Below are 24,942 nucleotides of genomic sequence, written 5' to 3' on the forward strand. Positions count from 1 at the left end.
TGTCGACGCTCACGAACTCTCGCACGGCGAGGTCGAGTCCACTCGCTTGCCGCAAGCCCGTGCACATCACGGCTTTGCTGCACCGATCGGCAAGCACTGGGTCACGACGGTCGCTTCCGACGTGCCGGTTGAAGGCGACGCCTTGCCTAAGCGGGTTGGCATGCAGACGGTCAAGGAAGACGGAACGCCGGTCGGCGAGGTTGCCACCTGCTCCGGAATTCATGGCGAGGCGTTTTCCGGTGCCTTCCTCGCGGCTGGATGTGATGAAGGCGTGCTGACGGTCACTGCCGGAAGCGATGCACCGACCTTCAAGATGCTGAAATATTCAAACGACCTGCCGGCCGGCCAGAAGACCGGAACACTGCTCGGTGCCAAGAGCATGCAGGTCTTCCTAGGGAACTACGGTGCCAATGGCCTTGTGGTGGTTGACCCCGCCGACGAACCACACTTCCGCTACATAAAGCTTCCGTTCCGACGTATCGACTTCGCGCTCGATCCGGCCAATGCCCGCTTTGGCTATGTGCTCACCGAAGACGGCACGCTGCATCAACTGGACATCCTCGACGGCGCGGTGGCCAAGAGCGAAAAGGTGACCGAGTCCTACTCGATGGACGGCCACTGGAACGACCCGCGCCCGCGGCTGGCCATGGCTGGCGACGAGATCGTCATGAGCGATCCGAAGGCCGGACTGGTTCGACGGATTGCGAAGGACACCCTGCAGGAATCCGGAACCATCGAGGTCGAGGGCATGCCATACAACATCACTGTTGCAGGCGGGAGCGGCAAGAACCATGAGGGCGAGAAAAGCCACGACCACAGTCATGGTGACGGACACAATCATGGCAAGGAGCACGCACACGATCACGGTGACGAGAAGGTCTACAAAGGCTATTTCGAGGACAGCCAGATCAAGGATCGCCCCCTCTCGGACTACGCGGGCGATTGGCAGTCGGTCTATCCGCACCTGAAGGACGGGACGCTCGATCCTGTCTGGACGCACAAGGCCGAAAGCGGAGACAAGACCGCCGACGAATGGAAGGCCTATTACGATGTCGGTTACAAGACCGACGTCGAGCGGATCACGATCAAGGGCGACATCGTCACCTTCTATCGTGACGGCCAGCCGGTCGAGGGCCACTACGCCTATGACGGCTACGAGATCCTCACCTACAAGAAGGGCAACCGCGGCGTCCGCTTCATCTTCAAGAAGACGAAAGGCGACGAGGCCGCACCTGCGTTCATCCAGTTCAGCGATCACAGGATCGCGCCCGAGGTCACCGACCACTATCACCTCTACTGGGGCGACGACCGTGCGGCCCTGCTGGAGGAGCTGACAAACTGGCCGACCTACTATCCGTCCTCGCTCAAGGCCGACGAGATCGTTCACGAGATGATCGCGCACTGATTGGGGACGCTTCTTCCAACAACCTCGCGCCCGGCTTCCAGCCGGGCGCGCCAAGAGGTTCTTCTGGCTGGCGACCCGCCCGGATTATGTCGGTGAAATCAGTCAGACCGGAGCGCTCATCCGCACAGAAAAGCATGGCCTGTGGTGGGCATCTGTCCGCAAGCATCAATGGCCGGATTATCCGGAATGGAAGGCAGCCATGAGGCCCTATCTCGATCCCGTGTGGGGCGATCGGCGCCAGGAGATCGTCTTCATCGGTTGTGATCCGATGGATGAGCGGAAAGTCCGCGCCGAGCTGGACGCTGGCCTCGTTCCGGAAACAGACTTCATGCCCGGCCGCAGGCGTGATCTAGCCGATCCGCTCCCGGCTTGGGAACGCAATGCCGTTGCTTCCTAAGCCGATCCGAAAGAACATTTCAAGCGAGATTGACAAGTGAAACACAATTCGAGACTGTCGCGCCGTCAAGGTTCTCCCTGTCGGAATTTCCGACAGGGAGCTAAGAGGGAATCCGGTGACCTTTCGAGGAATGCCGGAGCTGACCCGCAACTGTGAGCGGCGAGCCGCTTTGCCGTCAATGTCACTGGCATTTGAGCCGGGAAGACACGCAAAGCAGCAACGACCCGCGAGCCAGGAGACCTGCCTGACAACATAGAGTTCCGTGGTCGGGGATTGCCATGGGAGCGCGTACGCTGTGTTCGGTCTGCATGAACTGAACTCGCGCCACGTCTCCAGGTCCCCGTCTGCATGGCAGCGGGGATTTTTGATTGGAGCAGACTTCAACGTCAACGGATGCAAACCGGCACAACGAAGGAAACGGGCCTGCCGTTCTCGGCGAGGCTGTCCTGCTGGTCGCAAAGTCTGCATTCGCTGCCGCGCCTCATGCCGAGATGCAGCGACTTGCGTCCATAGCCGCACGTCTTCCCAATGTGGCACAGGCCATCTCATGTTTTTCCGAGCAAGGACAACCATCGCTGCGCGATGCGCTTCTGAACCTGCGCGGGCGCGGATTTGCGTCCATTCTGGTCGTTCCGCTGGTGCTTCCGATGGAACCGAGCTTCATGAACTGGATGACACGCTCGCTGAAGCGTTGGCAGGCAGAAACTCCTGACGGCTGGCCACCGATACGGGTCACCCGCGATATCGCCCAGAGTATGCACTTCGAAGCGTTGCTTTCCGCCATGATCGCAGATGCTGCAATCGCCCCCGTCATTGTTCCCGACGGCGCAAAGCCTGAGGCATCGTTGGTGCCAGCGCAGAAGCACCGCGTCCTCGTCTGCGAGGGCGGAGCCTGCAACGCCGCCGGCGCGGATGCAATCTGGGCACATCTGCGCAACGTGCAACAGCGCCGCAAACTGCGTGTGACCGGCTGCGGCACGATGACCGCAAAATCGACGTGCTTGGGCCCCTGCGCACTTGCACCAGTGGTCCAAGTGTTTCCCGAGTGTACCTATTACGGCGGTGTTACCGAGACTGCGATCGACCGTATCGTCGAGGAACATCTGCTCGGAGGACGCATCGTCGACGACTTCGCCTATCAACCGACCGGACGCAAGCAGCGCCTGCGCAGCAAGATTCAGCCAGATTCAACAGAGGACTGACATGAGACACATCACCCGAGCCACGCTTGCCGCGTTGGCCGTTTCCACGTGCGTTTTCACTGTGCCGGCAATAGCACAAGAAGCAATCCAGGCCGGCGCAACGTTCATCACAGCTGCTCTTGATCCGACCAAAGGGTCATCAAGCTGGGCGCTGGTCAGCCACGGTATTGGCGAAAAGCTGTTTATGGTCGACAAGGACGGCAATCTGGTGCCTGAACTGGCTGCAACGGCAGAGCGGACCGGAGACTTGACCTGGACCGTTAGCCTTGCGCCCGGCCGCTTCTTCTCCGATGGCTCACCTGTCACGGCGGCCGCCCTGAAAAAGGGGTTCGATCACACCTTCTCAAAACTGCCGGCGGCCAAATCCACCGGTGGCATGATCAGTTTCGAGGCGCAGGACGATCTCACGCTTGCGCTGACCACGGAGAGGCCGGTGCCGTTGATTGCAGCACTCTTCGCCGAATGGCCGCTTATGGCCTACACCACAAAGGAGGACGGCTCGTTCCTGTTCACCGGCCCCTATGCGGTCGAGGAGTTCAACGTCGACCAAAACCTGGCACTGAAGCCCAATACCAGTTTCCCCGGCGCGGAAGACCGTTCGCCGATCAATCTGCGCCGGTTTGGCGATGCGCAGACGATGGCACTGGCCTTCGAGGCTGGCGAACTCGATATTGCCTTTGGCTTGCCGGCTGAAGGCCTCTCACGGTTGAAAGCCAATCCGGGTGTCGCAATCAAATCCTTCCCGGTGGGCTACCAGTATTTCGGCTTCATCAACAATGAGCGACCAGCCGTATCGGACGTGAAAGTCAGGCAGGCGATCGATCTCGCCATCGACCGCCAGGAACTCGTCGCGGCGATCAACGCCGGCACTCCAGCCACAGGCGCTTTTGCACCATATTTCCCTTTTGCAGCGAAGGAGCCCCGCAACACGGACCTCGACAAGGCGAAGGCGCTTTTGGACGAAGCCGGTTGGGAGCCCGGTAGTGACGGCGTCCGCGAAAAGGATGGCCAGAAACTCTCCATACTGATCGTCACCTATCCGCAGCGGCCAGACCTGGTCACCATGATGCCGGTGGTGAAGGCGGCCCTCGCCCGCGTCGGCATTGCTTCCGACACCAGGGTGGTTGAGAATATCGGCGAATATGCTGCCGACGGCGCTTTCGACATTGCGCTCTGGGCACAGCATACTGCGCCCGCCGGGGACCCTGCCTATTTCTTTAACTCCATGCTGAAGAGCGATGGCCCGCTCAATCATGCGCGCTACAAGAGCGACGCGTTCGACGCGATCATTGCCAAATTTTCCAAGGTCGGAACGTCGGAAGAGCGCATGGAGATTGCCCTGGAGGCGCAGGAGCAGCTCTTCAAGGATGCTCCGGTAACATTCCTCGTGTCGCCGAGCTGGCATGTCGGCCTCTCGCAACGCCTCGCGAATTACGAGCCGTGGGGTTCAGACTATCACGTGATCCGACCGAAGATGGGCGAGGTGCGCTGAAAGAACTAGCGTGTTGGAGCATACGCTGAGATTGGGCCTGCGTGCGGCCGCCAGCTTGCTGGCGGTCTCCGCGCTGGCCTTCCTCGTTGTCGCGCTGATGCCGGCCGACCCTGTCGAGATCGCCATCCGTGCGTGGAACCTGCCCGCCGATCCTGCGACGGTCGCAGCGATGCGTGCCGAATGGGGTCTCGATCAGCCGCTGGCGCAGCGCTATTTCAGCTGGTTGTCGGGATTCGTCGCCGGCGACTGGGGACGCTCGTTCCGCACGGGGGAGGCCATCTTTGGCGAGTTCATGCAACGCCTACCCCTGTCGCTCACACTCGGCATTTCCGGCCTTGCGCTCGCGAGCGTGCTTGCGGTGCCGCTGGGCCTCGCCGCAGCGATGCGGCCACGGGGCATCGCTGACCGTTTCAGCCGTGGCCTCGCGATCGGTGTGCAGGCGGTGCCGGCCTTCTGGCTCGGACTGCTCCTGATCTGGGTGCTCGGCGTCAAGCTTCAGCTCATACGACCGTTCTCTGGCGGACCATCGATCTATGCGCTTGCCATCGTCCTCATCGCGATGCATTCGATCGGCCTGTTCGCGCGCATCTACCGGCGCGACATGCTTGAACAGACCGGGCAGCCCTACTTCCGCACCGCACTCGCCAAGGGACTGACTCATCGGCAGGCATTGTGGCATCACTGCCATCGCAGTGCGCTCTATGCAATGCTATCGGCGGTTCGCTCCGAGGCAGGCTGGGCGATTGGCACAGCGGCAACGCTGGAAGTGCTGTTCGGGTTGCCGGGTATCAGCCAGTTTCTTGTACAGTCCATCGGCGCACGCGATTATTCAGTGCTGCTTGCCTACATCATGACCGTCGCCGTCTGGATGTTGGCCATGAACGCTGCGGTGGAACTGGCCATGCGGCGACTGGACTCGCGTTCGGCATGAGACGCACCATCGTTCTCACGCTCCTTTTCGTGCTCACCCTCCTGTTGCTGGCGGGAGGGGTCTGGCAGCCGCAGGACCCCGATGCGGTCAACATCCTGTCTCGTCACCAAAGCCCATCGGCCGAACACCTGCTCGGCACCGACAACCTTGGCCGTGATGTTGCTGCACGTATGCTGGTCGCCGGCTGGCGCACGGCGCTCGTCGTGCTCGCCGTTGGCACAGTTGGTTTTCTCGGCGGCTCGATCCTCGGCACAATGGCCGCCATCCTCGGGGGCAAAACCGAACAGGCGCTTTTGCGCTTCTGCGAGTTGTTCATTGTGGTGCCGACTTTGATCTGGGCGCTCACGGCTGCCGCGATCTTCGGACTGTCGCCGCTGACCGCGGGGTTGGCGCTCGGTCTCGCAGGGATCGGACCTTACGCCCTGCTCGCCAATTCCCTGACACGCCGAACTCTGGGCCTGCCCTATGTGCACGCGGCGCGTGCGCTCGGTGCTGGCACCCCACGTCTGATGGCGAAACACATTCTGCCCAACACCTTGCCGATCATGTTCACTCACATTGGCAGCAATGCGGGCCAATCAGTTGTCAACTACGCTTCGCTCGCCTTCATCGGACTGGGAGCCGACCCCTCCAAGCCCGATTGGGGTTCCATGCTGTTCGAGTATCGCATGTTCATTTTCGATGATCCGATGCTGATGATCTGGCCGGGCCTGGCGATAGCAGCCATGGCGACGCTGATTAATATCGCATTCGACGGTTTACGGCCTCATCAAGCCCGATAGAACGGTCTATTCAACCTGATCTGCTCTTCATCCAGTGCCCGCTTTTGGGCAATGACTACCTCTGTCTGCGCAATCGAGATGGGTGCAATGCTACCGTCACTCCGGCCCGCCGCCTGCGGCGCCGTGGCTGGAGCTCTGCGTCTTCGTCTCACCTCCAGCGTCTTCACCTCGAGGCTTGTCACATCCGGTGTCTGCTCAGCGTGTCTCGTGTCCCCGGTGTCCGTCATCAGAACATTTGACACACCTAGTGGTGTGAATCAGCGGAGCGTGGGTCTCGTCGGGGGCTGATGTTTAGGCGGCGACTTCACGGTGTTGCAGGCGCCGATATTCGAGTGTCTTCCGCTTGATCCTTTCACGTCTTTTGATGATGGCCGGCGCGTCCTCCTCACCAGGTCGTAAGCGTGGAGCGCTTCCAGGTGTCGGGCGCGGTGCAGACATAGATGTGCTCGTCATCCCAGGCGATCTGGCCGGTCTCGCCTGTGTCGGTGGCACTTGCCGGGGTTTTCGGGCTGGTCACCTGCACACTGTCGTCGTTGACGACCAGCTTCGAGGCGCCGGAGGTGGCACCAATGAGGAACTGACCACCGGAGGCGATCCGGGCAGCCTCCGTACCGCCGTTGTAAAACACCGTGTTGTCGCTCGCGATCAGCGAGATCCGCGTCCCGCTGACGTCTGCACCCGCCCCCTCACCCGCGACCACGACAGCGCGTCCCGGCGTCGAGGCGTGCTCATTGCCGCAGACATACATGTAGGCACCGCGCGACGAGGTGAACCCGCCGCCCCCCCCAGCAGCGCCACACGCGCACTGTCTGTCCCATCCGAACTGGTCGGATAAAGCCGGGCATCATCAGACAGGAATGCGATGTTCCCGCTCAGGGTCGCAGCGCCGGAAACACCGAACGTACCCTTCACGTCGAAGTCGTGGTCTGGGGATGAGGTTCCGATCCCAACCCGCCCGGAACTATCGACACGCATAGCCTCGACACCACCATCGCTGGCCCCGGCACCATACCGAAAGACAACAGATCCCGTGCCACCCGAGATATTGACGTCGTCATTTCCCAGAAGAACCTTCGCGCGCCCCGCGCCGCCCTTGATATTGAGGAACGCAGACGGCGAAGCAGGCCGGATCAGATTGTCATTGCCGTAGGCCGTCCCTGCGCCGGTGCCCACCTTGAACGCCTCACGCGCACGGATGTCCCCGTGGACATCAACCGGATAGTTCGCGGATGAGCCGCCAACCGCCAGACCGGTCGGCGTGAACCGGGCCACCTCCGTCTCATTCACGGCCATGATCACATCGCGCGAGGCACTGTTCGTTCCAACCCACAGTCCGGCCCCATCCGCAGCAAGGCCCGCCTTGAACCCGTTGCCGTTGATGGTGACCTGACCGGTCCACGAGCCATCGGGCGTATGATCCTCACCGTCGCCGGCAAGAACATGCCCACCAACGACCAGCTTGTAGGCACTTGAGACATTGCCTCCGATGGCAAACCCCAGCGGACTGAACCGGAACACTTCCTCGCCCCCGGCCCCGCCGGCCACGACATCCCCGCCGGGGAAGAAGAAGCCCGTGTTGGTGTCTCCCTCCCGGGCGATTGCCGGCGCGGAGGCGCTGCCGTCGGCAAAGCGTGCCTGGCCGGTCAGGCGGGGGTTGGCGAATCTGGCCCCGTCAAGGTTGAGCCCCTTGACCGTCACCTCCCCCGTCTCGCTGTCGATGCGCAGCCGGTCATCATAGGAGAACGGCGTGCCGTCCGGGCTGTACTGGATCGAGAAGTCATTTTCCCCACAGGACATTCCCACGCGGAACCGCTCCTCGCCGTTCTCGCGGAAATACACCTGCGCTGCATCCGCCAGCGTCGCGCGATCGAGCGTCAGCATTTTCGAGGCCCCGACCGCATACAGCGTGCTCGCAATTTTGCGAGAGGATGTCATTCAGTTTGATCAGGATTTCGCGTTCGCTCGACATGTCATCAGTTCCTTTTTCCCACGAAAAAGCCGCCTCGGATCACCGGGCGGCTTTGACAAAATCCGGTTGCAGGCTGCCGGCTGGATGGCCGTTGCCCTCACACGGGATCTGCGATGTTGCGGTGATGTTGAGAGCAACGCCTGGTGTTGCGCCCTCATTGTTGCGTTTGTTGCGGCTTTGTTTTTGCCGTCAGACTGGCGAACCCAAACACTAAGTCCGCCCGTATTGTGTTTGGCCCTGGTACGGTCCCTAAACGCGCCTGCCGACCGGTCACCAGTCACAGGCCGCCGGTCACGAAAAAGCCCGGCCGGGGTTTCCCCCGCCGGGCGCAAATCTCGAGACTGTCAAACTATTGCGGGCAACCTGTACCAGGTGTCAACTCCAACGCGGATGCACGCCCCGTCGAACGCCGCCTAAGCTGTAAGGCCCCACCGTTTCATCGGCATGCCGCGTGCCGGGCGTAGCCCCTTCTCCTGCCCACCACGCTCGCCGACTTGCAGTCAGAGCGTGCAAGAATACGCATAGCTACCTTCGGCTTTGCATCCCGCTCTTTTTGGCTAGATTTGCAAATGGTGGACATTGTCGGCTTCCTGCAACTTCGGATCAGAGTTCAAAGAATGCGAAGTAAGATTCTGAAGTTATTCATATTTCTTATTTCCGCATCGGGACCTCAAATAGCAGAGGCAGGCAGCAAGGCCGAATGGTCTCCGGTGTTTGACTGTTCCCCGTCAGCGCTCATGGCACAGATTTGAGGTTGTGATTTAAGGAGGACTTGGGCTTCGTCGTAGCGACGAAGGAACGAAGATGAAGCCCAAATCCCCCAATACAAAATCGCCCGTCGAGTAGGGGGGATGGACATTCGCCGCAAGACCCAACGGCATTTTTCCGCCGAAGACAAAATCCGCATCGTGCTCGACGGCCTGCGCGGTGATGACAGTATTGCCGATCTGAGCCGAGGGGAAGGCATTGCGCAGAGCCTGTACTGCACCTGGTCCAAAGACTTTATGGAAGCCGACAAGCGTCGCCTAGCTGGCGACACCGTCCGTGCTGCGACCACCGACTAGATCAAGGATTTGCGCCGTGAGGCTCGCGACCTGAAGGAATGGCGGTCGTCAGAGCATTTGCCGCGAACACGCTTTCCAACGCTGCGATATCGCTCACCGTGCAGTCCGGGGCGACGGCAGCTTCGCCGCCCCCTCCTGGATGCTCCTGTTGTGACGTCCTTCCCCAAATCCTTTCGTGTTGCGCCCTCAGAAGCGCAGCTTGGCCCGGGCATAGCCGCCGATGTCGGTGGTGTTCTCGCTGATGCCGGCCTGGCCGAGTAGCGAGACAGAGAAGCGCTCGCTCACATCCATGTCGAAGCCAGCGGAGAAGGTCGCCTGCATGCGATCGGAACTGGACGTGCTGGTCAGACCGCCGAACGCCGCGCTCGACCCGGCAAGTGCCTGTGTCATCGTGACGCTCGGATCGGTCAGCTCCGTTGCAAGGGCTGCGCGCAGGAAGGCAACCGTCGGCCGCTCCGCAAGGTCGAAGGCATGACCGACCTCAAGACCGGGCGTGACGATGACCGAGGTCTTCGACAGGCTGCCGACATTCCAGTTGATCGGACCGGTGCCGCTCTCGCGGAAGGCATCCTGCCAGAGCTGGGTGAGCGACAGCGCGACCGAGGGCTTGGCGTAGAAGCCCTGCCGCTCGAACACAGCCGAGACGCGCGCTTCAGCCGTGAGGTAACGACCCTTCACATCTGCACTCGCCGCATGACCGGTCGCCCCCACCACATACCGACGCGTCTGGTCGAGGTCGTAGGTGCCGCCGCCGAGCGTGGTGGAGAGCGTGAAGGGACCGATCTCGTGCTTGAGCGCAACACCGCCGGAAATCCGCGTGCCCGACTGGCCGAAGCCCGCCGAGGTCACGTCGAGGAACTCGACCTGGCCACCCACCTCGATGAAGGTGTCGTCGAACACTTCCTTCTGGATGGCGCCGGCGACACCGGTCGTCACCTCGCGGAACGCATTGGTCGATCCCGTTGCGCTCTGATGGTGCCGGTTGCCGATGGCCTGCATCCAGACGCAATCGCGCTGGCGGAAGAACTCCCTGCCCGTCTCCGGGTCGAGCGTCGGACAGCTCTGCAGCAGCCGGTGCAGCGCCTGCGAGGCATTCACGGCGGCGCTGGCCGCGGCAAGGCTTTCCTCGCTGGTGACAGAGCGGACACGCTTCTCGAGATCTCCGGTCGACCCTGAGTTGAGCAGGTGCGAGGCGAGCTCCTGCATGGTCCCGGCGCTTGCCCCGGTGAGATTGTCCTCCCTGATCCGCGTCATCGCGGCATCGAAGAAGTTCAGAAAATTCGCCTCGTTGCGTCCGAGCGAGCCCTTCGCGCCCGAATAGTCCACATCGTAGTCGACATGAATTTCGTTGTTCGTGGCCGAGCCGGTGCCGCCGCGCAACGTGTAGCTGATCAGCCCGTTGTCGGCCATCTTCGCGGTGTTGGCAATGTTCTCACCGTTCACCGTCTTCATCACCAGCAGTGACCCACTGTCGCCGCTGACGAGATCATTCTTGCCGTACCAGTTGACGTTGACCGTGCCGCCCAGGCTGTAGCTGCCCGAAGAGCCGGACTTGGACTTGAGGTGGATGCTGTCGGAATAGACGACACCGCTGTCGTTCTTGAAGGCATCGACCTCGTAGACGGACCCCGCGCCGAAGGAGGCGTAGGGCGTCGTAAGCGTCGAGATGTATGCCTTGTGTCTGGCTCCCGGGTTCACCGTGCCGGAGTTCTCGAACCTGGTGTGCGAATGGGTGCCAAGGTTCATCTGCGTGCCCAGCAGGGCCGTGCCGCCCTCGCCGACCCAAAACATCTGGGCGTGGCTGTCGGAGAGGTCGACGGAACCGGAGAACGTGCCGCCGCCCCAGGTGCTGATCACCAGCGACGCCTTGTCATCGTTGCGAACGGTGACCGCGTCCGGCGAGGCGCTCCTCAACGTGCCCTGGTTGTCGATCCGGTTGGAGACGAGGATATCTGTCCCGCTGGAGACCATGACGGTGCGGCCACCCAGGATGGAGATGGTCTCGTGCGCGTCGACGCTCGTTGTCTCGACAAGCGCACCTTTTTTGATATGGATCACGGAAACGCCCTCAGACTTGTTCTGCCCCTCCGTGTCGTGATCCTTGCTGTAGCTGGAGGCCTGGGCCATGATCGCGCGGCCGCCTGTGCCCATGGCCCGCACCGAGCTGCCGCCCGAAAGCGAAATCGCGATCCCCTTCGAGTAGCTGTCGCCGCTGCCGGCCGCACTCTGGGCGAAGATGCCGATCGCGCCGTCGCCGTGCACGTGCACTCCCGAGTTGACAGTTACATTGATGCTTCCAGCATTGCCCTTGCGGCCCGTGCTGCCGATGGAACCTGAGTTGTCGTCGAGTTCGTCGACAACGAGAGACCCCTTGGCGCCACCGCCACCGCCCACCGACTGGGCGAAGATGCCATGGGACGCCTTGCCCGTGGTGACAACAGTTCCGTCTGCCGAAATGTTCACGTCCCCACCATTGCCGCCTTCGGCGCCATCGTCGATCGGGACAATGAGTGCCCCCAACGTTTCCCACGCATCGTCGAGTTCGCCGATGATCGTGGTTTCGAAATCGCCCGCCGCGCCGCCGCCGCCGCCAACGGACTGGGCGAAGATGCCGAATGCACCGTCACCTTGTGTCAGAACATAGCCTGAGTTCGAGACGTTGACGGTGCCGCCATGACCGCCGCCCTTGGGATTGCCCATCACCGTCACGGAGGTGAGCAGACCACCGCTGCCATCGCCTCCGGACCCGCCGCCGCCGCCCACGGACTGAGCAAAGATCGCGGTCGCGGAGTCTCCCTGGGTCTCGATGCCTGACTCATTGGTCACCCAGACAGTGCCGCCATGTCCGCCGTCACCGCCGCTCCCGCCGACATTGACGGAGAAACCTTCAAGCAGGCTCTTGGGAAACCCCTTGATCTGGTTGTAGACCTCTCGCGCGGAGTTGAGGTGCTCGTAAACGTCGTAGGTCGTGGCGACCCATCCCTTGAGGCCCGGCGAACCATTGCCGCCGGTTCCGCCGCCTCCGCCCACCGACTGGGCGAAGATGCCGTAGGAGGCAACGCCGTTGGTTGTAATGTAGCCGTCCGGGCCGTTGTTCACCGTGACGTCGTTGCCATTGCCACCGCCCTCGCCAAAGCCGCCCATGGTGTAGGACAGGCTGACGCCCTTGGATTCCGCCGCCTCGCCTTCCGCGTTCGCGGGCGCCAGCGTGTAGCCAATGGAATAGGCACCCGCGTTGCCGCCGTCACCGCCGCCGCCGCCAACCGACTGCGCATAAATGCCGTAGGAGGTGTCCTCAACGGTCGTGATCTGGCCGGAATTCGTGACGGACACCTTGCCGGCATGCTGGCCAGACCCACCATAACCGCCGACCTGGGAGTTGCCCGTGATCTTGAGGTAGCTTTCCTTCTCGCGAGCAAAATCGCCAAGGAACGCGTAGCCCGCACCGCCGTCGCCGCCATTGCCGCCGATCGACTGGGCGAAGATGCCGTGGGCGTTGCCGCCCGACGTCGCCAGGTTGCCAGTATTTGCGACCGAGACATCGCCGCCGACGGATCCGCCGCCGCCCTTGCCGCCAACCTCGACATTGGAACTGATGCTGGCGCCGGTGCCAACCGACAGCGTTCCGCCATAGCTCAGGCCGCCGGATCCGCCGTTGCCGCCCACCGACTGCGCGAAGATCGCATCCGCGTAGTGACCGGATGTGGTGATCCTGGCCCGGTCGTTGTTGTTGACAGTGACGAGGCCACCTTTTCCGCCGTCGCCGCCGGCACCGCCAACGGTTACGTTGGCATTGCCCGCCCCTTCCGTAGACACATCAATGGTGCCCGCAAAGACCGCGCCACCGCTGCCGCCATTGCCGCCCACCGACTGCGCAGAAATGCCCGTTGCGTAAAAGCCTGAGGTGGTAATGAAGCCGCTGTTCGCGGCGGTGGCAGAGCCGCCGGTACCTCCGGCACCGCCATCGCCGCCGACCGCAACGGAAATACTGCCGGCAATCGGTCCGCCCGAGCCTGTCCCCTGGGCCAGGAGCCCGGCATTGCCACCCGAACCTCCGGCCGAGTTTACGGAAATGCCGACAGCATAATTGCCCTCTGTTTTGATCTCGCCAGAGTTGTAAACGCGCACCCTACCTGACGAGCCGCCGCCGCCCCCGTTGCCGCCGACGCCGATCGCCGCGTTCACGATGCTGAGGGCGCCATTGGCGGTCACGCCGCCGCTGCCACCGCCACCGCCGAGCGACTGCGCAAGAATACCGATGGCACCGTCACCAAGCGTCGCGAGGTAGCCGCTGTTCTCGACCAGGACGTCACCGCCCCTCCCCGCGACGCCCCCGTCCGATCCATGCGTGTAATTGAGCTCAAGGCCAATATTGCCATTGACGGTCGTGCCGCCATGGCCACCGCCGCCGCCGATCGACTGGGCGACGATGGCCGAGGCCAAATCGCCCATCGTTACGATCTTGCCATAGTTATAGACGTTGACCTCTCCACCCTCGCCGCCATAGCCGCCCGTCTGGCCAAGCGTCGAGGCTATGTTGAGGCTGATACCGCCGTCGACCGTGTAGCCGGACTTGCCGCCGCCGCCGCCGATCGACTGAGCAAGGATGCCGAGCGAGTTGTCACCCGCCGTAATGATCTTGCCGTGCGAGGTGACATTCACCGTCCGACCCGCATAGCCGTAACCGCCTTGGGCACCCTGGGTCGAGACATACTGTCCCACGTCGATGCCGACGCTGGCGTTGACGACATTGCTCGATTGGCCGCCGCCGCCGGCCAATGACTGGGCCAGGATACCATCGGCGTCATTGCCGCCGGTCTGAATGTCGGCGGTACTGTCGACCGTGACCTGTCCGCCGTATCCTCCGTTGCCGCCATTGGAGCCCATGTTGTGGTTGAAATTGAACCCGACGGAGGCCTCGACCGTATTGCCCGCGGAGCCACCGCCGCCACCCACCGACTGGGCCAGGACGCCTGTCGCGGAATCGCCTTTCGTCACGATATGGCCGCCGATGGTGGCACCGACCATGCCGCCGTCTCCACCACCAGAACCCGATACGCTGCCGAGCGAGGAATTGAAGTCGACGCCGATGGCCACGTTCACCGTGTTGCCGCTCGAGCCACCACCGCCGCCGACCGACTGCAGCAGAAGACCGCGCGACAGGAACCCCTCAGTCGCAATCGACAGGTTCTCGCTCTTGAGATCGATTTGTCCGCCGCTGCCGCCGTCGCCACCATTGCCGCCGACGACATGAACGAACTCCGCCGCGATGGACGTTGAAGAGCCGCCAGTGCCGCCACCACCGCCGACGGACTGCAGCGACACCGCATCGGAATGCGCGCCGCTGGTCTTGACGGTCAGGTCACCCGCTCGCAGGAAGACCTTGCCGCCGGTACCGGCCTGACCACCGGAACCGCCGAGGCCGACGATGGCGTCGCCCGAGGCCGCGCGCCCCCCCGCACCGCCGATCGACTGGGCGAGGAACCCGATGGAATGGTCGCCATGGGTGGTAACCGTGGTTCCGAACCGCAAATCGCTGAAAACGCCGCCGCCGTTGCCGCCCTTGCCGCCCTTGCCGCCATGGGCGACAAAAATGCTGTCGTCCTCGCCGCCGGCACCGCCGAACCCGCCAACGCTCTGCGCGAGGATGCCATCAGAATCATTTCCGTTTGTGGTGACACTGGCGCCATAGATCGTTGCGTAGACCTCTCCGCCATGGCCACCACCAATGCCGTCTTGGCCGTGCGTGCTTCCCCCTGCCCCCCCCAGGCATCACCGCCACTTCCACCAATGCCACCGTGGGACTGGAGCACCACGCCCGACGCCTGGTCTCCCGTGGTGGAAATGTCGAAAAGCGAAGAGCGCCCGTTCGTCTTCAGGATCGAGAAATCGACCCTTCCGCCGACGCCACCTGCACCGCCGTTGCCGCCTGACGCTCCCGCAAAGACTTTAGCCAACCCAAAACCGCCGTCGCCGCCATCGCCGGCCTTGCTGCCCAGGCGAATGGCGGCCACCTTCGCGCCCGTCCCGGTCGTGTGGACCTTGCCATCATGAAGAACAACGAACACGGTGCCTCCATCCGCTCCGTTGGCGCCGTTGCCGCCATGCCCGCCTGCATTCAGCGACTTTCCTTCACCGCCATCACCGCCATCACCGCTGATAGACAGGAACGACATGGCGGACTGTCCGTAGCTCGACAGATCGACGTTGTTGTTTTCCCGCATGTAGAACGAGATTTTTCCGCCCCTCGCACCGGCGCCCCCGTTTCCACCATAGCCGTCATAAAAATCGGGATCGTTGCCGACACTGCCCTGACCACCGTTGCCGCCGCGGCTCCTGAAAGCAACCAGAGGATCCCGCTGGGGGTGGCTGGCATCGCCACTTCCCTTCACCACAGTTCTGGCGGTTTTCAGCGCGAGGAACTCGAAGGCGACCGATTCCGGACGATCGGCCGCGTGACCCTCGTAACCGCATGTCGAGTGCTTCGAAGCTCCACTGGGCCAGGGCTTGGGGAAATGCCGGCAGGCCTGTCCGCTTCCGCCAGCGTCCGCGCCATTGTCCGTGTGGTATTTTTCAAAGATGACAGGCCATCCGGGTTGGCCATAGAAGCCTTTCCCATCCGACAAGTCATACGTCCGCGACACGTCGACGGTGTCACCCGCCGCCGCGGGAACGATCGCCGTTCCCGACAGGAGAACCGCCGCAAGCGAAACGGCAACGCGCGATGCGAGACGCGAAGGGGACACGAGCGAGATGGAAGAGGCGCGAGTCATGGGCCGGAGTCCTGCGATGCGGGCACACGGCCCTAAGAAAGAAAGGTGCAAGAAGGAGGAAGGTAGAAGGTGGAATGGGACTTGCGAAATCACCGACCCGGGCGCTCCCCTCCTGAACGATGCAATCTTCCGGCCAGATCACGAGCACTCTGGCCCATGACATGATATGAGAGCAGCCCCCTGCACCCGCTACCCGCCCCTTGCAGATAATTCCGAGAGTTTGAGGGGATCCCTTAACATTCGGTTAAAATTCGCTCTCTTTAAAATATTTAAGGTAGTTACTCTGGAGGCAATTCCTTGAATAGAAAGCTTTCTTACATATCCTATCAAAATAGGAGCCAACCAATTTGCCATCTCCCGTGCCGTGAGAGCCAAGAACATGACGTAGGTTGAAGTGGCCGGCGACGATGAATCGCGCTTCGGGGCGCTAGAGACAAGTACTGGGACACGGGTCCGACAGTAGGCGAACGACGAGGACGCGTCCCTGTGCCTGCCCGAATTGCAGACGAAGACCAAGGTCTCACAGGAGCGGGACGATGAAGAAGTGGTGCCATATTGGTGAACGCGCGTTCCGGGCAGATCCTCCTCGTAACGAATAAACGCGACGTGACGACCGACTACGTTGTCATGGAGATACGTCGACGAGGCCTGCGCTTCATTCGCCTGAATACCGAGGACCTACCGCAGCACGAAATCGCGATGGTCGATGGCGACCCTTCGAACCTCACGCTGACTGGACCGTGCGGCAATCTCTCCCTTCCGGATGTGACGGGCGCCTACTATCGCCGACCGGGAAATATCGAGGTCAGTGGAAGCGATGCCTTTGCTGAGTACGTAGTGGCGGAATGGTCGGCGATAGTCCGGAGCCTTTGGAACGCACTTGAGGGGCGGTGGCTGAACTCGCCGGTCTCTATCCTGCGCGCCGAGGACAAGCCGAGGTAACTCGCAACCGCCCGCTGCGCTCCAGATCCCTGGCACACTTGTCACAAATGCGTTCGGGCATGGTGACCTGCCGCGGGTCATTTCCTCCACTTGGGATTGTTCCCCCCTGCCCCCCGGCCCCTCCGCTCGGCCGGGGGAGCTGGCTCACACCTTCAGCACGACGGCGGCATCGCCGAGCGCCTGCCGCACCTGGCGGGACACGAAGTCCCGCGTCTTGCGGCTGCAGGCGCCATTGCTGAGCGCGCTTGCCTCCTCCTCCAGGTCACAGGCGATCGTCGCCAGACTGTCGCCCTCGATGATGATCCGCCGAAGCGCCGCAAAGGCCCGGCTGCCGATCTCAACACGCACCTCCCGCAGCTTGCGCTCCGCCTCCAGCGCGCCGACCAGGAGGTCAGGCTCGATCGCCCCTCGCCCGCCGTCGACCCGCTCCACCGTCCAGTCCAGTGAGCGCACATGCGCGCCGCCCTGCACCTTCATCCAGAGGTCGCCCAGCCGCAGCGCGGCCGCCACCTCCGCCTTGCCGAGCGCCCCTTGCGTGTACAGCCGCTGGATCGTCGCGTTCGATTTCAGGAGGGGATCACGCGCCTTGCGCACCGCCGCCGCCGCCTGACCGGTTGCCTTGCGGGTTTCCCGAACGCCGGGCCGGCGCCGGATGCCGAGCGGATCCCCCAGCGCCTCCGCACGTTCCCGTGCCTCCCGCACCCGGTCAAGCTTCGCTCTCCTTTCGGCCTCGTGTGCCGCCATCTTCCGTTCTGCCGCCATTGCCATCACCTCACACCGCCTCTTGGGGCTAGCCTCTTGGGCGCGGTTTCCAGTTCGGGGAGACCGGACCGAATGTTTGCCCCTCCAGCCGGCCGGTCTCCCCATCTCCTCCTCCCTGATCCCTGTTGTAGCTTGGGTCCCTGTTGGGATCGCTCGCCGCCCTACGCCCCGCGCAAGGCCCTCTGTCCGCCCGCCTGATTCCGAACCTCCCGGGCGGGCGGGCCCTCACGGGCAAGCCCCAGGATGGCCCGCGCCCGCATCGCCGCCGCCTCGTGCCGGACCGCCCGCTTTTCCTCCACCCGCCGCAGGGCCGGAGCCATGGCGGTCTGGCCCGAGGTGTCGACACTGCGCTGGAATGCCGCCCGGGTTTCCACCCACACGCCGCGCATCTGCGAATAGTCGTCGAGCGTCAGCAGCTCGTGCCGCTTGCGCACCTCATCGACCAGATACGGAACGAGCTCATCCGCGACCGCCTCCGCCAGCAGGTCGCGCGCATCGGCATGCTCGAGGAACTTCCAGGCCACATCCTCTCGCAGGTTCTGCCGATCGGTCCGCCCCGCCATCCGCGCCGGCTGCTCGGTCGGATCCGGCAACACCCGCCACGGCGCATCGGCCAGATAGCGTGCCAGAGTGCCCGGCTTCCGCCCCGCCTGGGCGACCCGGCGCAGGTAGACCGGTCCCCGCCGCGCCGCATCCCGCTTTTCCTGGGCGGAAAGCCCCTCCCACGCCGCATCGATGCGCTTGCGCCGTTCGGTCAGCCCGGAGGGCCATTGCCGCACAAGTTCGTTGAGAAGCTTGGTTTCGTGAGCCTTGCGGGCCGCAACGCTGCGGGCAGCGGCATCCGCCGTGCCGGGGGCTTGCGCCGCCTCGACCGCCCCACGCTCCCCCTCCCGGCGAATGTCGTCAGCCGCCGCAACAGGCGGGGAGACCGCGTCGCCCTGCTCCCGGCTCCCGCCAACCTCCGCTCCGCTCGCCGTCGAGGCGCTGTCGGCGACTGGCCGCTCGCTGTCCGGCCCGGCAAGGGGGGGCTTTAGGGGGGATTTATTACGGGTTATTATTACTGGTTCTGTGTCCGACCAGCCGGACACGGCTCGGCCCGAATTCCGGACACGGCTTTGCGGCGCCTCGTCGGACCCGTGTCCGGATTTCGGACACGGCTTTTCAGCCTCGGCAGCAGCCGGAAAATCCTCCTCGAAGGGGAAACGATAGCGCGTCGAGGCCTGACGCTTCGTGCGCGGGTCAAGCCGCGCCTCACGGTGGATCAGCCCGCGCCCTTCCAGAAGCGCCAGATGGGTGTTGAGCGTCGAGCGCGACAGCTCGCAATCGTCGGCAAGCGTGCCCTGGGACGGAAAGCAGCCATGGTCCGGGTGATACCGGTCGCACAGGTGCCACAGCACCAGCTTGGCAGCCGGCGGCAGCCCCCGTTGGCGGATCGCCCAGGTCGTCGCCTCGTGGCTCATGCTGCCACCGCCATGAGCGCGGCATCGCCCCATTGGTCTGCCGCCGCCGCGCACATGCCCGGCCAGCTCCGCGCGGCCCCCGCCCACGCCACGATGGTGTCCGCCAGCCCGCCAAGGGCGAACGCGCTCATGACAGCACCGCATGAATGAGCGGCATCACCCACTCGTTGAACTCCACGGCGAAAACACCGGCCACCAGCCACGCCATGTCCCGGTTGCCACGCTCGCGCTCACAGGCCCGACGATAGGGCCGTGTTGCGCGCAGACCGGCGAGCCGGCGCTCGTAGCGCGCCCTGACCCGGATCGCCGAGCTGTGGGTGTCCATCACGCGAGCGACCGCCTCCGCCTCTTGAGCGGTCAGGCGAACAACCACACGCTGCTCCGGATCGGTCACCATGGCCGCACTCAGGCGAAACCGGCGCGCAGCGGCGCGGCAGGCGTCCGCATCAACGTCACTCGACGCAGGATGGTCATGCGCGCTCATCCGGCCGCCTCCCCCACCGGCGTCTCGACGGACAGCGCCACGGTGAGCGGCTGCACCCAGATCGGATCATTGCAGAGGAGGAACGTCTCGCCGGACCAGGCGAGCAGCAGCGTGCGCCCCATCACCCCGGCAATCGCCTGTGCGGCATCGGAGGGCACCGCATTGCCGATCCTCTCGCGCCACGCACTGTCACTGACGCCATCCATCGCGAACTCGGACCACTCCTCCGGATCGAACAGCGACTGCAGCGCTGCCAGCTCCAGCGTCGTGAACGGTCGATGCCATGTCCCGTCCAGCGCCTCGATGCGGCAGGTCAGCCGCTCGTCGGCTGCAGGCAGACAGGTGACCGCATCCCCCTCGAGCGGACCCGGCCGCGGATCGGCCACCGACCAGCGTCCCCGGTCGTGCTTGGCAAAGCCCGGCACCGCACCGCTCGGCTCGTCCCACATCGTCACGCCGTAGTGACCCTGTGTCTGGTAGCTGCCGCGCCCCGCTGCAAAAGCACGCGGACGCGGATCCGCCACGGCAAAAGCGCCCTGCCCGGTCGTGCTGCCGGCGATCACCGTGCCGGCCGATTCATCGAATGCCGTCACGCGATACTTGCCCGCCCCTTCGAAGGTGCCGCAGGCGCGAGGATCGGCGACGCACTGGCCCTTGCCATGCGCGCCGGTGACGGCGCGTCCGACACCATCCCAGGGCACAATCCGGTATTCGGTGTTGTGCTTCGGCGTTCCGTGGTGGCGCGGATCAGCGACAGAGAACGCCCCCTGCCCCGGCGACTTGACGTTGATCACCGCGCCGGAGCTCTCCCCCCACGGCCGCACGCCATATTGCCCATATTCACCAGCCCCGGCCGGCGCGCGCGGGTCGGCAACCGAATAGGCCCCGTTCGTCGGTGATGAGCGTCCAGCCACCGTGCCGGCCGTCTCGTCCCATCGGTTCACGCCGAGGACACCGCCCCGCATCTCCGGCACGATCAGATAGTCGGCCAGATGTCCGTTCCCGACCGTCAGCCTGTTGAGCGAGCGCCAGTCCGACCCGGCCTCGACAAACGCCAGCCGCACCCACGTCCGCCACTGCAGCCGTGGCAGCCGGTGCATGGGGTGCATCGGATTGCCGCCCGGCACGGGCAACCGCTCCAGCACCTCGCCAACACCGCGAAGGCGGCGCTTGGGCGGCTCATAGAGGAACGGCGGAACCTTCTCGCGATGCCGGGCGACCAGGAGGAACCGCTTGCGGCTTTGCGCCAGCCCACCCAGCTCGCCGCAATCATGCGTCGTCTCTGCATGGGCATAGCCATAGGCCTCGAGCAGCGCCTGGATCTTGTCCAGCAGCGGCCGCCCCCGGTTCGCGATGCGAGGCACGTTCTCAAACAGGATGAACTCAACCGGATCGTCCTTGTACGCCTCCAGCGCCAACCAGACCGCCCGCAGCGTGAGCCGGTTGAGCGCCTGATACCGGAGCGCCTGACTGGCCTTTTCGGAGAGCAGTCCCGAGAACCCCTTGCAGGGCGCCGAGACGAACCAGATATGCGGCCGCTCCCCTCCCATGGCGCGGTGGATGTCCGCCGGCATCGCTTCGTGCCAGTCCTCTGGCGGCTCGGCACCGTGGAAGGCCCGGTACTGGTCACAGTCCATCAGGTCGAGGACAGTGCCCCGGCATCCGGCAAACCGCTCGAAGTCGGCGATCCCGGCCGGGTCCACATCGATCCCGCCGATGTTCCGGAAGTTGGCCTTCAGGTTCCCCACCCGCGCATTCGCCTTGCGGAACCCGCGCGCCCCGAACCCGGACCCACAGCACAGGTGTCCGACACGGATCTCGGTGGTGAGATCGAGCCCGCTCACTCCGCCGCCTCCCGCACCGCCCCGCTGCCGACCAGCCGCGCGGCAACCTCGGCCACCAGGCCGTCGTCATGCTTGAAGGAGCGCTGGGGCATCAGCACCAGCCGCCGCCCGGGCGCCTCGCCCTCGGCCGGCGTGACCGGCGGTTCCTCCTCGCCAAAGGCCGTCATGGTCAGTGGTGCGGCCATCTGCTCCGCGTCTTCGATATGGCGCAGCCACAGCGACACCCGCTGTTCGCCCCGCAGCGTGCCCAGCATCTGCAACAGGTACTGCGGCGCAACGGCGGCCACGAGCGGCCGGGCCGACACCTGCCATGGCGAGGACACCCAGCACCACGAGCTCTTGCGCAGATACTCCTCACCCGTGCCGATGTCCCGGCTGAGGCTGGTGAGTGCCACCCGGCCCTCTGCCAGCACCATTCCGAGCGAAGGCATGCCAGGACCATCGAGCGCCCGCAGCCGGGTCACCGCCTCCATGGCCTCCGCCCGGTCGAGATCCACCCGCATCAGCGCGTCAAGCTGCTTGACCGCCACAGCCCCGGGCACCACCCGCCGCCAGTCGGGGAACCTGCCGTCGATCAGCCGCGCCGTGATATGACCGCCGGGCACATCCGCCCGCAGCCAGCACGCGCCGATCTGGAGTGTCGTCACCTCCCGCGCCGCGATCATCAGCTTGACCACCTCATGCGGCACGATCGGCATAAGCTGCGATGGCAGGCTCAGCCCGCTGGCACAGCTTGCCAGCCGGTGACCGTCGGTTGCCGCCATCTCCCGGCCGTCCAGGCAGACCCCGTTGAGGTAATAGCGCGTCTCTTCCCTCGAGATGCAGGGCGCGCAGAAGCGCAGGCCTTCTACGAACGGCGCCCCAGCAGAGCCGGACCAACCGTCGAAGGTGATCTCCCCCGGTTCGGGCCACTCCGTCGCCAGCATGGCAGCCAGCCGGTAGCGGGAGCTGCGGAAGACCATCACCACATTGCCGTCGGCACCACGCTCCAGCCGCACCGCCTCGGAGCCGAGCAGATTGCACACCAGCCGCGACAACACCGCGTGATCGAGCACGAACACCGCATCGCCCAAGGACGAGGCGGCAAAGTGCAGCCTGTAGTGACTATCGAGGTTGGTCGCGTCGAGCGCCGCCCCCACCTCGCAGGCGCTGATCCGCACACAGGAGAGCACGGGCACCCGCCGCCATCCCGTCACCACGGGCTTCACCGTCTTCAGCGCCTTGCGCAGCTGGCCCGCCGTCGTCTCGATATGCATGTAAAATCCTCCTGTGCCTTCCTGTGCCTCAGCCATCGGCCGGCAGCAGGTCGCCCTGTGCCGTGTAGGGATCGTCGAAGAGCTTGCGCGTGCGTGGGGTCGTGAGGGCGCGCTCGAGGCGCGCGCAGGCGATGTCGAACCACCGCCGGTCGATCTCGACGCCGATGAACCGGCGTCCGGCGCGCACCGCGGCCACACCGGTGGTGCCGGAGCCCATGAACGGGTCGAGCACCAGCTCCCCCGGCTTCGCGGAGGCGCAGATGTTGCGCTCCATCTCGAGCACGGGTTTTTCCGTCGGGTGGCTGGTCTCGTCGTGCTGGGGCACGCGCGACATCTGCTTCGCCCCCGGCGTCAGGATGGTGCGCGCCGGTCCGCGATAGAGGTAGAGCGTGAACTCGCAGTCCTTCATGAACCAGCGGTTCGCGGTGGCGCAGACCTTGTGCCAGACGAGCAGGTTGTGGAAGCGGAAGCCGGACGCGAGCGCGGCCCGATGGGCCTCGAACAGGTTCTTGTCGTTGGCCATCAGATAGCAGTCGCCGGCGGCGGCAAGACCGTCCCGGCAAACCGCCGCGATCTCCTGCCAGCCGATGTCGCAGGCAACCACCGCACCGCGATTGTCGTAGCCGGCCATCCAGCCGCCCGTCATGGCCTTGCTGCCGGCGGAGGGCCGTGCCGCCCCGCCGCTGGTCAGCCGGTAGGGCGGATCGCTGACCACCAGCGCCGCCTTCGGCAGCTTGGGCACCACGCGCCGCGCATCGCCCAGATAGAGCGTTGCCGCGCCAAGCTGCACCTGGTCCAGGATCGCCCCCATCACGCGGCCATCCCGTTGCGCATGGACGCAATCTCTGGTCGGATGTCGGCGTTGATTAAACCGTTTTGGAACAGCGCTTCATGGCCGAAGACACCCCTCCCCCGCACACCCCTGATCCGCCTGTGCGCGACGCCTCGCTGAAAACTCCCGAGGCGATGGTCTGGGGGGCCTTTCTGGGCATAGCCGCTGTCGGGCTGGTGACGCTCGCCGCCTCCGGCGCGGAGATCTGGACGCGCGACTATTGGGGAGGTGATCGGTCTGAGATCGCTAGTAAGCTGGCAACATTCGCGCTCGCGATGTTTGCTATTTGGCTTGCCTGGCGAAGAACGAACACTGCAAGCCGACAGCAACGCGTCGCCGAGCGGGGCATGAACGTGGATCGTTACCAGAAGGGCGCTCAGATGTTGGAGAGCGAAAAAACCTACATCCGCGTTGCCGGCATCAATGGCTTGCGCGATCTGGCAGCCAGTGACCCAAGCGAAAGCTTTATCATCGTCCAATCGCTTCTCGTCGCCTTCATCCGAGAGCACTCCAAGACCCGCGCACCGAAGGCCGCTGAAACCGACAACGAAACTGCAAGCGTCGCCAAAAAGCGCGCGACATACGAGGACCTACCCCCGGATGTCGAAGAGGCCTTGGACGCCGCAACAGCCCTGCGGAAGGCAATCCCGGACGTGCGCCGCTTTGAGAAAGCGGCTCAGTGGCGCCTCAACTTCGCAAACACCAATTTGTCCGGCGCAAACTTCGCTGGAGCCGATCTGTCCGACGCGAACCTTCTCGGCACCAATTTGTCCAGCGCGACCCTCGCCCGCGCGAACCTGTCCAAGGCGGACCTTGTCGACGCCAATCTGTCCGACGCAAACCTCTTCGGCGCCACTCTCTCCGACACGCGACTTCGCAGCACCAACTTGTGCAGGTCGGAGCTTGTCGACGCCGATCTCTCTCGTGCAAAACTGATGACAGCGGATCTGTCCGACACACTCGCGCTCGATGCCGACTTGTCCGGGGCGGACCTTCGGCACGCCGATCTCACTCGCGCAAACCTGTTCGGCGCAAACCTGCTCGACGCAAACCTTAGAGGCGCTAAGTTGACCGCCACGGTCCTCGAAGAGGCCAATCTGTTCGGGGCGAACCTTGATGGAGCCAATCTGTCCGGTGCGTCCCTTGATGTCGCGAATATGTCCGGCACGAACCTTAGCAGAGCCAATTTGTCCGGTGCCCATTTCAAGGGAACCAGAATCGACCCACATACCAACCTCACCGGCATCTGGGCATGGGCGGACCGCCCGCCGAAGAACATGCCCCCGGAGATCGAAGCCGCGATCACCTACCGCGATCCGGCCGAGCGCAAAGACGACGACTGACGCC

General features: G+C 64.1%; 16 protein-coding genes, 2 pseudogenes and 1 riboswitch. Of the genes and pseudogenes, 9 read left to right on the plus strand and 9 right to left on the minus strand.

Annotated features, from left to right (window positions below; genetic code table 11):
* Positions 1 to 748 precede the first annotated feature (748 nt).
* From ACSLUQ_RS07060 to ACSLUQ_RS07085, 6 genes and pseudogenes are all read left to right on the plus strand, one after another.
* Positions 749 to 1,405: a ZinT family metal-binding protein gene (locus ACSLUQ_RS07060; RefSeq protein ID WP_461808476.1), complete on the plus strand. Its 657-nt coding sequence runs from the start codon at positions 749 to 751 to the stop codon at positions 1,403 to 1,405.
* Positions 1,406 to 1,451: 46 nt separating this feature from the next.
* Positions 1,452 to 1,802, plus strand: a pseudogene (locus tag ACSLUQ_RS07065) (GTP-binding protein); the annotation flags it as partial.
* A gap of 50 nt (positions 1,803 to 1,852) precedes the next feature.
* Positions 1,853 to 2,064: riboswitch (cobalamin riboswitch) on the plus strand.
* A 106-nt stretch (positions 2,065 to 2,170) separates the two neighbouring features.
* The gene (locus ACSLUQ_RS07070; protein WP_417280774.1) at positions 2,171 to 3,004 is read left to right on the plus strand and encodes a (2Fe-2S) ferredoxin domain-containing protein; all 834 of its coding nucleotides are present in this window, start codon (positions 2,171 to 2,173) and stop codon (positions 3,002 to 3,004) included.
* Between the two features lies 1 nt (position 3,005).
* The gene (locus ACSLUQ_RS07075) at positions 3,006 to 4,496 is read left to right on the plus strand and encodes an ABC transporter substrate-binding protein (RefSeq protein ID WP_461808091.1); all 1,491 of its coding nucleotides are present in this window, start codon (positions 3,006 to 3,008) and stop codon (positions 4,494 to 4,496) included.
* A 13-nt stretch (positions 4,497 to 4,509) separates the two neighbouring features.
* Positions 4,510 to 5,427 carry an ABC transporter permease gene (locus ACSLUQ_RS07080; protein ID WP_461808092.1) on the plus strand — a complete coding sequence of 306 codons (918 nt, stop codon included), beginning with the start codon at positions 4,510 to 4,512 and terminating at the stop codon, positions 5,425 to 5,427.
* Positions 5,424 to 6,209 (plus strand): ABC transporter permease, encoded by a 786-nt coding sequence (locus tag ACSLUQ_RS07085; RefSeq protein WP_417280777.1) that lies wholly within the window; start codon positions 5,424 to 5,426, stop codon positions 6,207 to 6,209. Before ACSLUQ_RS07080 ends, ACSLUQ_RS07085 begins: the two co-directional genes overlap by 4 nt.
* A 385-nt stretch (positions 6,210 to 6,594) precedes the next feature.
* On the opposite strand, the gene ACSLUQ_RS07090 is transcribed toward ACSLUQ_RS07085, so the two are convergent.
* Together ACSLUQ_RS07090 and ACSLUQ_RS07095 are read right to left on the minus strand one after the other, a co-directional pair.
* Positions 6,595 to 6,909, minus strand: coding sequence for a hypothetical protein (locus ACSLUQ_RS07090; RefSeq protein WP_461808093.1), 315 nt, complete (start codon positions 6,907 to 6,909; stop codon positions 6,595 to 6,597).
* Positions 6,855 to 8,090, minus strand: coding sequence for a hypothetical protein (locus ACSLUQ_RS07095; protein ID WP_461808094.1), 1,236 nt, complete (start codon positions 8,088 to 8,090; stop codon positions 6,855 to 6,857). The genes ACSLUQ_RS07090 and ACSLUQ_RS07095 overlap by 55 nt, the downstream gene beginning before the upstream one ends.
* Before the next feature lie 892 nt (positions 8,091 to 8,982).
* On the opposite strand from ACSLUQ_RS07095, the pseudogene ACSLUQ_RS07100 reads away from it, so the two are divergent.
* Positions 8,983 to 9,239 (plus strand): annotated as a pseudogene (locus ACSLUQ_RS07100) (transposase); the annotation flags it as partial.
* Positions 9,240 to 9,428: 189 nt separating this feature from the next.
* Here the strand turns inward: ACSLUQ_RS07100 and ACSLUQ_RS07105 are convergent.
* Complete coding sequence (locus ACSLUQ_RS07105; protein WP_461808095.1) at positions 9,429 to 14,774, minus strand: hypothetical protein; 5,346 nt, start codon at positions 14,772 to 14,774, stop codon at positions 9,429 to 9,431.
* A 1,799-nt stretch (positions 14,775 to 16,573) separates the two neighbouring features.
* On the opposite strand from ACSLUQ_RS07105, the gene ACSLUQ_RS07110 reads away from it, so the two are divergent.
* Positions 16,574 to 16,957 carry an MvdC/MvdD family ATP grasp protein gene (locus ACSLUQ_RS07110; RefSeq protein ID WP_461808096.1) on the plus strand — a complete coding sequence of 128 codons (384 nt, stop codon included), beginning with the start codon at positions 16,574 to 16,576 and terminating at the stop codon, positions 16,955 to 16,957.
* Between the two features lie 144 nt (positions 16,958 to 17,101).
* On the opposite strand, the gene ACSLUQ_RS07115 is transcribed toward ACSLUQ_RS07110, so the two are convergent.
* From ACSLUQ_RS07115 to ACSLUQ_RS07140, 6 genes are all read right to left on the minus strand, one after another.
* Positions 17,102 to 17,719 (minus strand): hypothetical protein, encoded by a 618-nt coding sequence (locus ACSLUQ_RS07115; protein ID WP_461808097.1) that lies wholly within the window; start codon positions 17,717 to 17,719, stop codon positions 17,102 to 17,104.
* 161 nt (positions 17,720 to 17,880) lie between these two features.
* Positions 17,881 to 19,179 carry a helix-turn-helix domain-containing protein gene (locus tag ACSLUQ_RS07120; protein ID WP_461808098.1) on the minus strand — a complete coding sequence of 433 codons (1,299 nt, stop codon included), beginning with the start codon at positions 19,177 to 19,179 and terminating at the stop codon, positions 17,881 to 17,883.
* A 127-nt stretch (positions 19,180 to 19,306) separates the two neighbouring features.
* Complete coding sequence (locus ACSLUQ_RS07125; RefSeq protein ID WP_461808099.1) at positions 19,307 to 19,663, minus strand: hypothetical protein; 357 nt, start codon at positions 19,661 to 19,663, stop codon at positions 19,307 to 19,309.
* Positions 19,660 to 21,507, minus strand: a complete 1,848-nt coding sequence (locus tag ACSLUQ_RS07130) for a DNA cytosine methyltransferase (protein WP_461808100.1) — start codon at positions 21,505 to 21,507, stop codon at positions 19,660 to 19,662. Before ACSLUQ_RS07130 ends, ACSLUQ_RS07125 begins: the two co-directional genes overlap by 4 nt.
* Positions 21,504 to 22,763: a DNA polymerase III subunit beta family protein gene (locus ACSLUQ_RS07135; protein WP_461808101.1), complete on the minus strand. Its 1,260-nt coding sequence runs from the start codon at positions 22,761 to 22,763 to the stop codon at positions 21,504 to 21,506. The genes ACSLUQ_RS07130 and ACSLUQ_RS07135 overlap by 4 nt, the downstream gene beginning before the upstream one ends.
* A 28-nt stretch (positions 22,764 to 22,791) precedes the next feature.
* Positions 22,792 to 23,574 (minus strand): DNA-methyltransferase, encoded by a 783-nt coding sequence (locus ACSLUQ_RS07140; RefSeq protein WP_461808102.1) that lies wholly within the window; start codon positions 23,572 to 23,574, stop codon positions 22,792 to 22,794.
* Between the two features lie 80 nt (positions 23,575 to 23,654).
* Here ACSLUQ_RS07140 and ACSLUQ_RS07145 point away from each other — a divergent pair, with 80 nt between their 5' ends.
* Positions 23,655 to 24,938 carry a pentapeptide repeat-containing protein gene (locus ACSLUQ_RS07145; RefSeq protein ID WP_461808103.1) on the plus strand — a complete coding sequence of 428 codons (1,284 nt, stop codon included), beginning with the start codon at positions 23,655 to 23,657 and terminating at the stop codon, positions 24,936 to 24,938.
* Positions 24,939 to 24,942 lie beyond the last annotated feature (4 nt).

The organism is Stappia sp. ICDLI1TA098 (genome assembly GCF_054880955.1).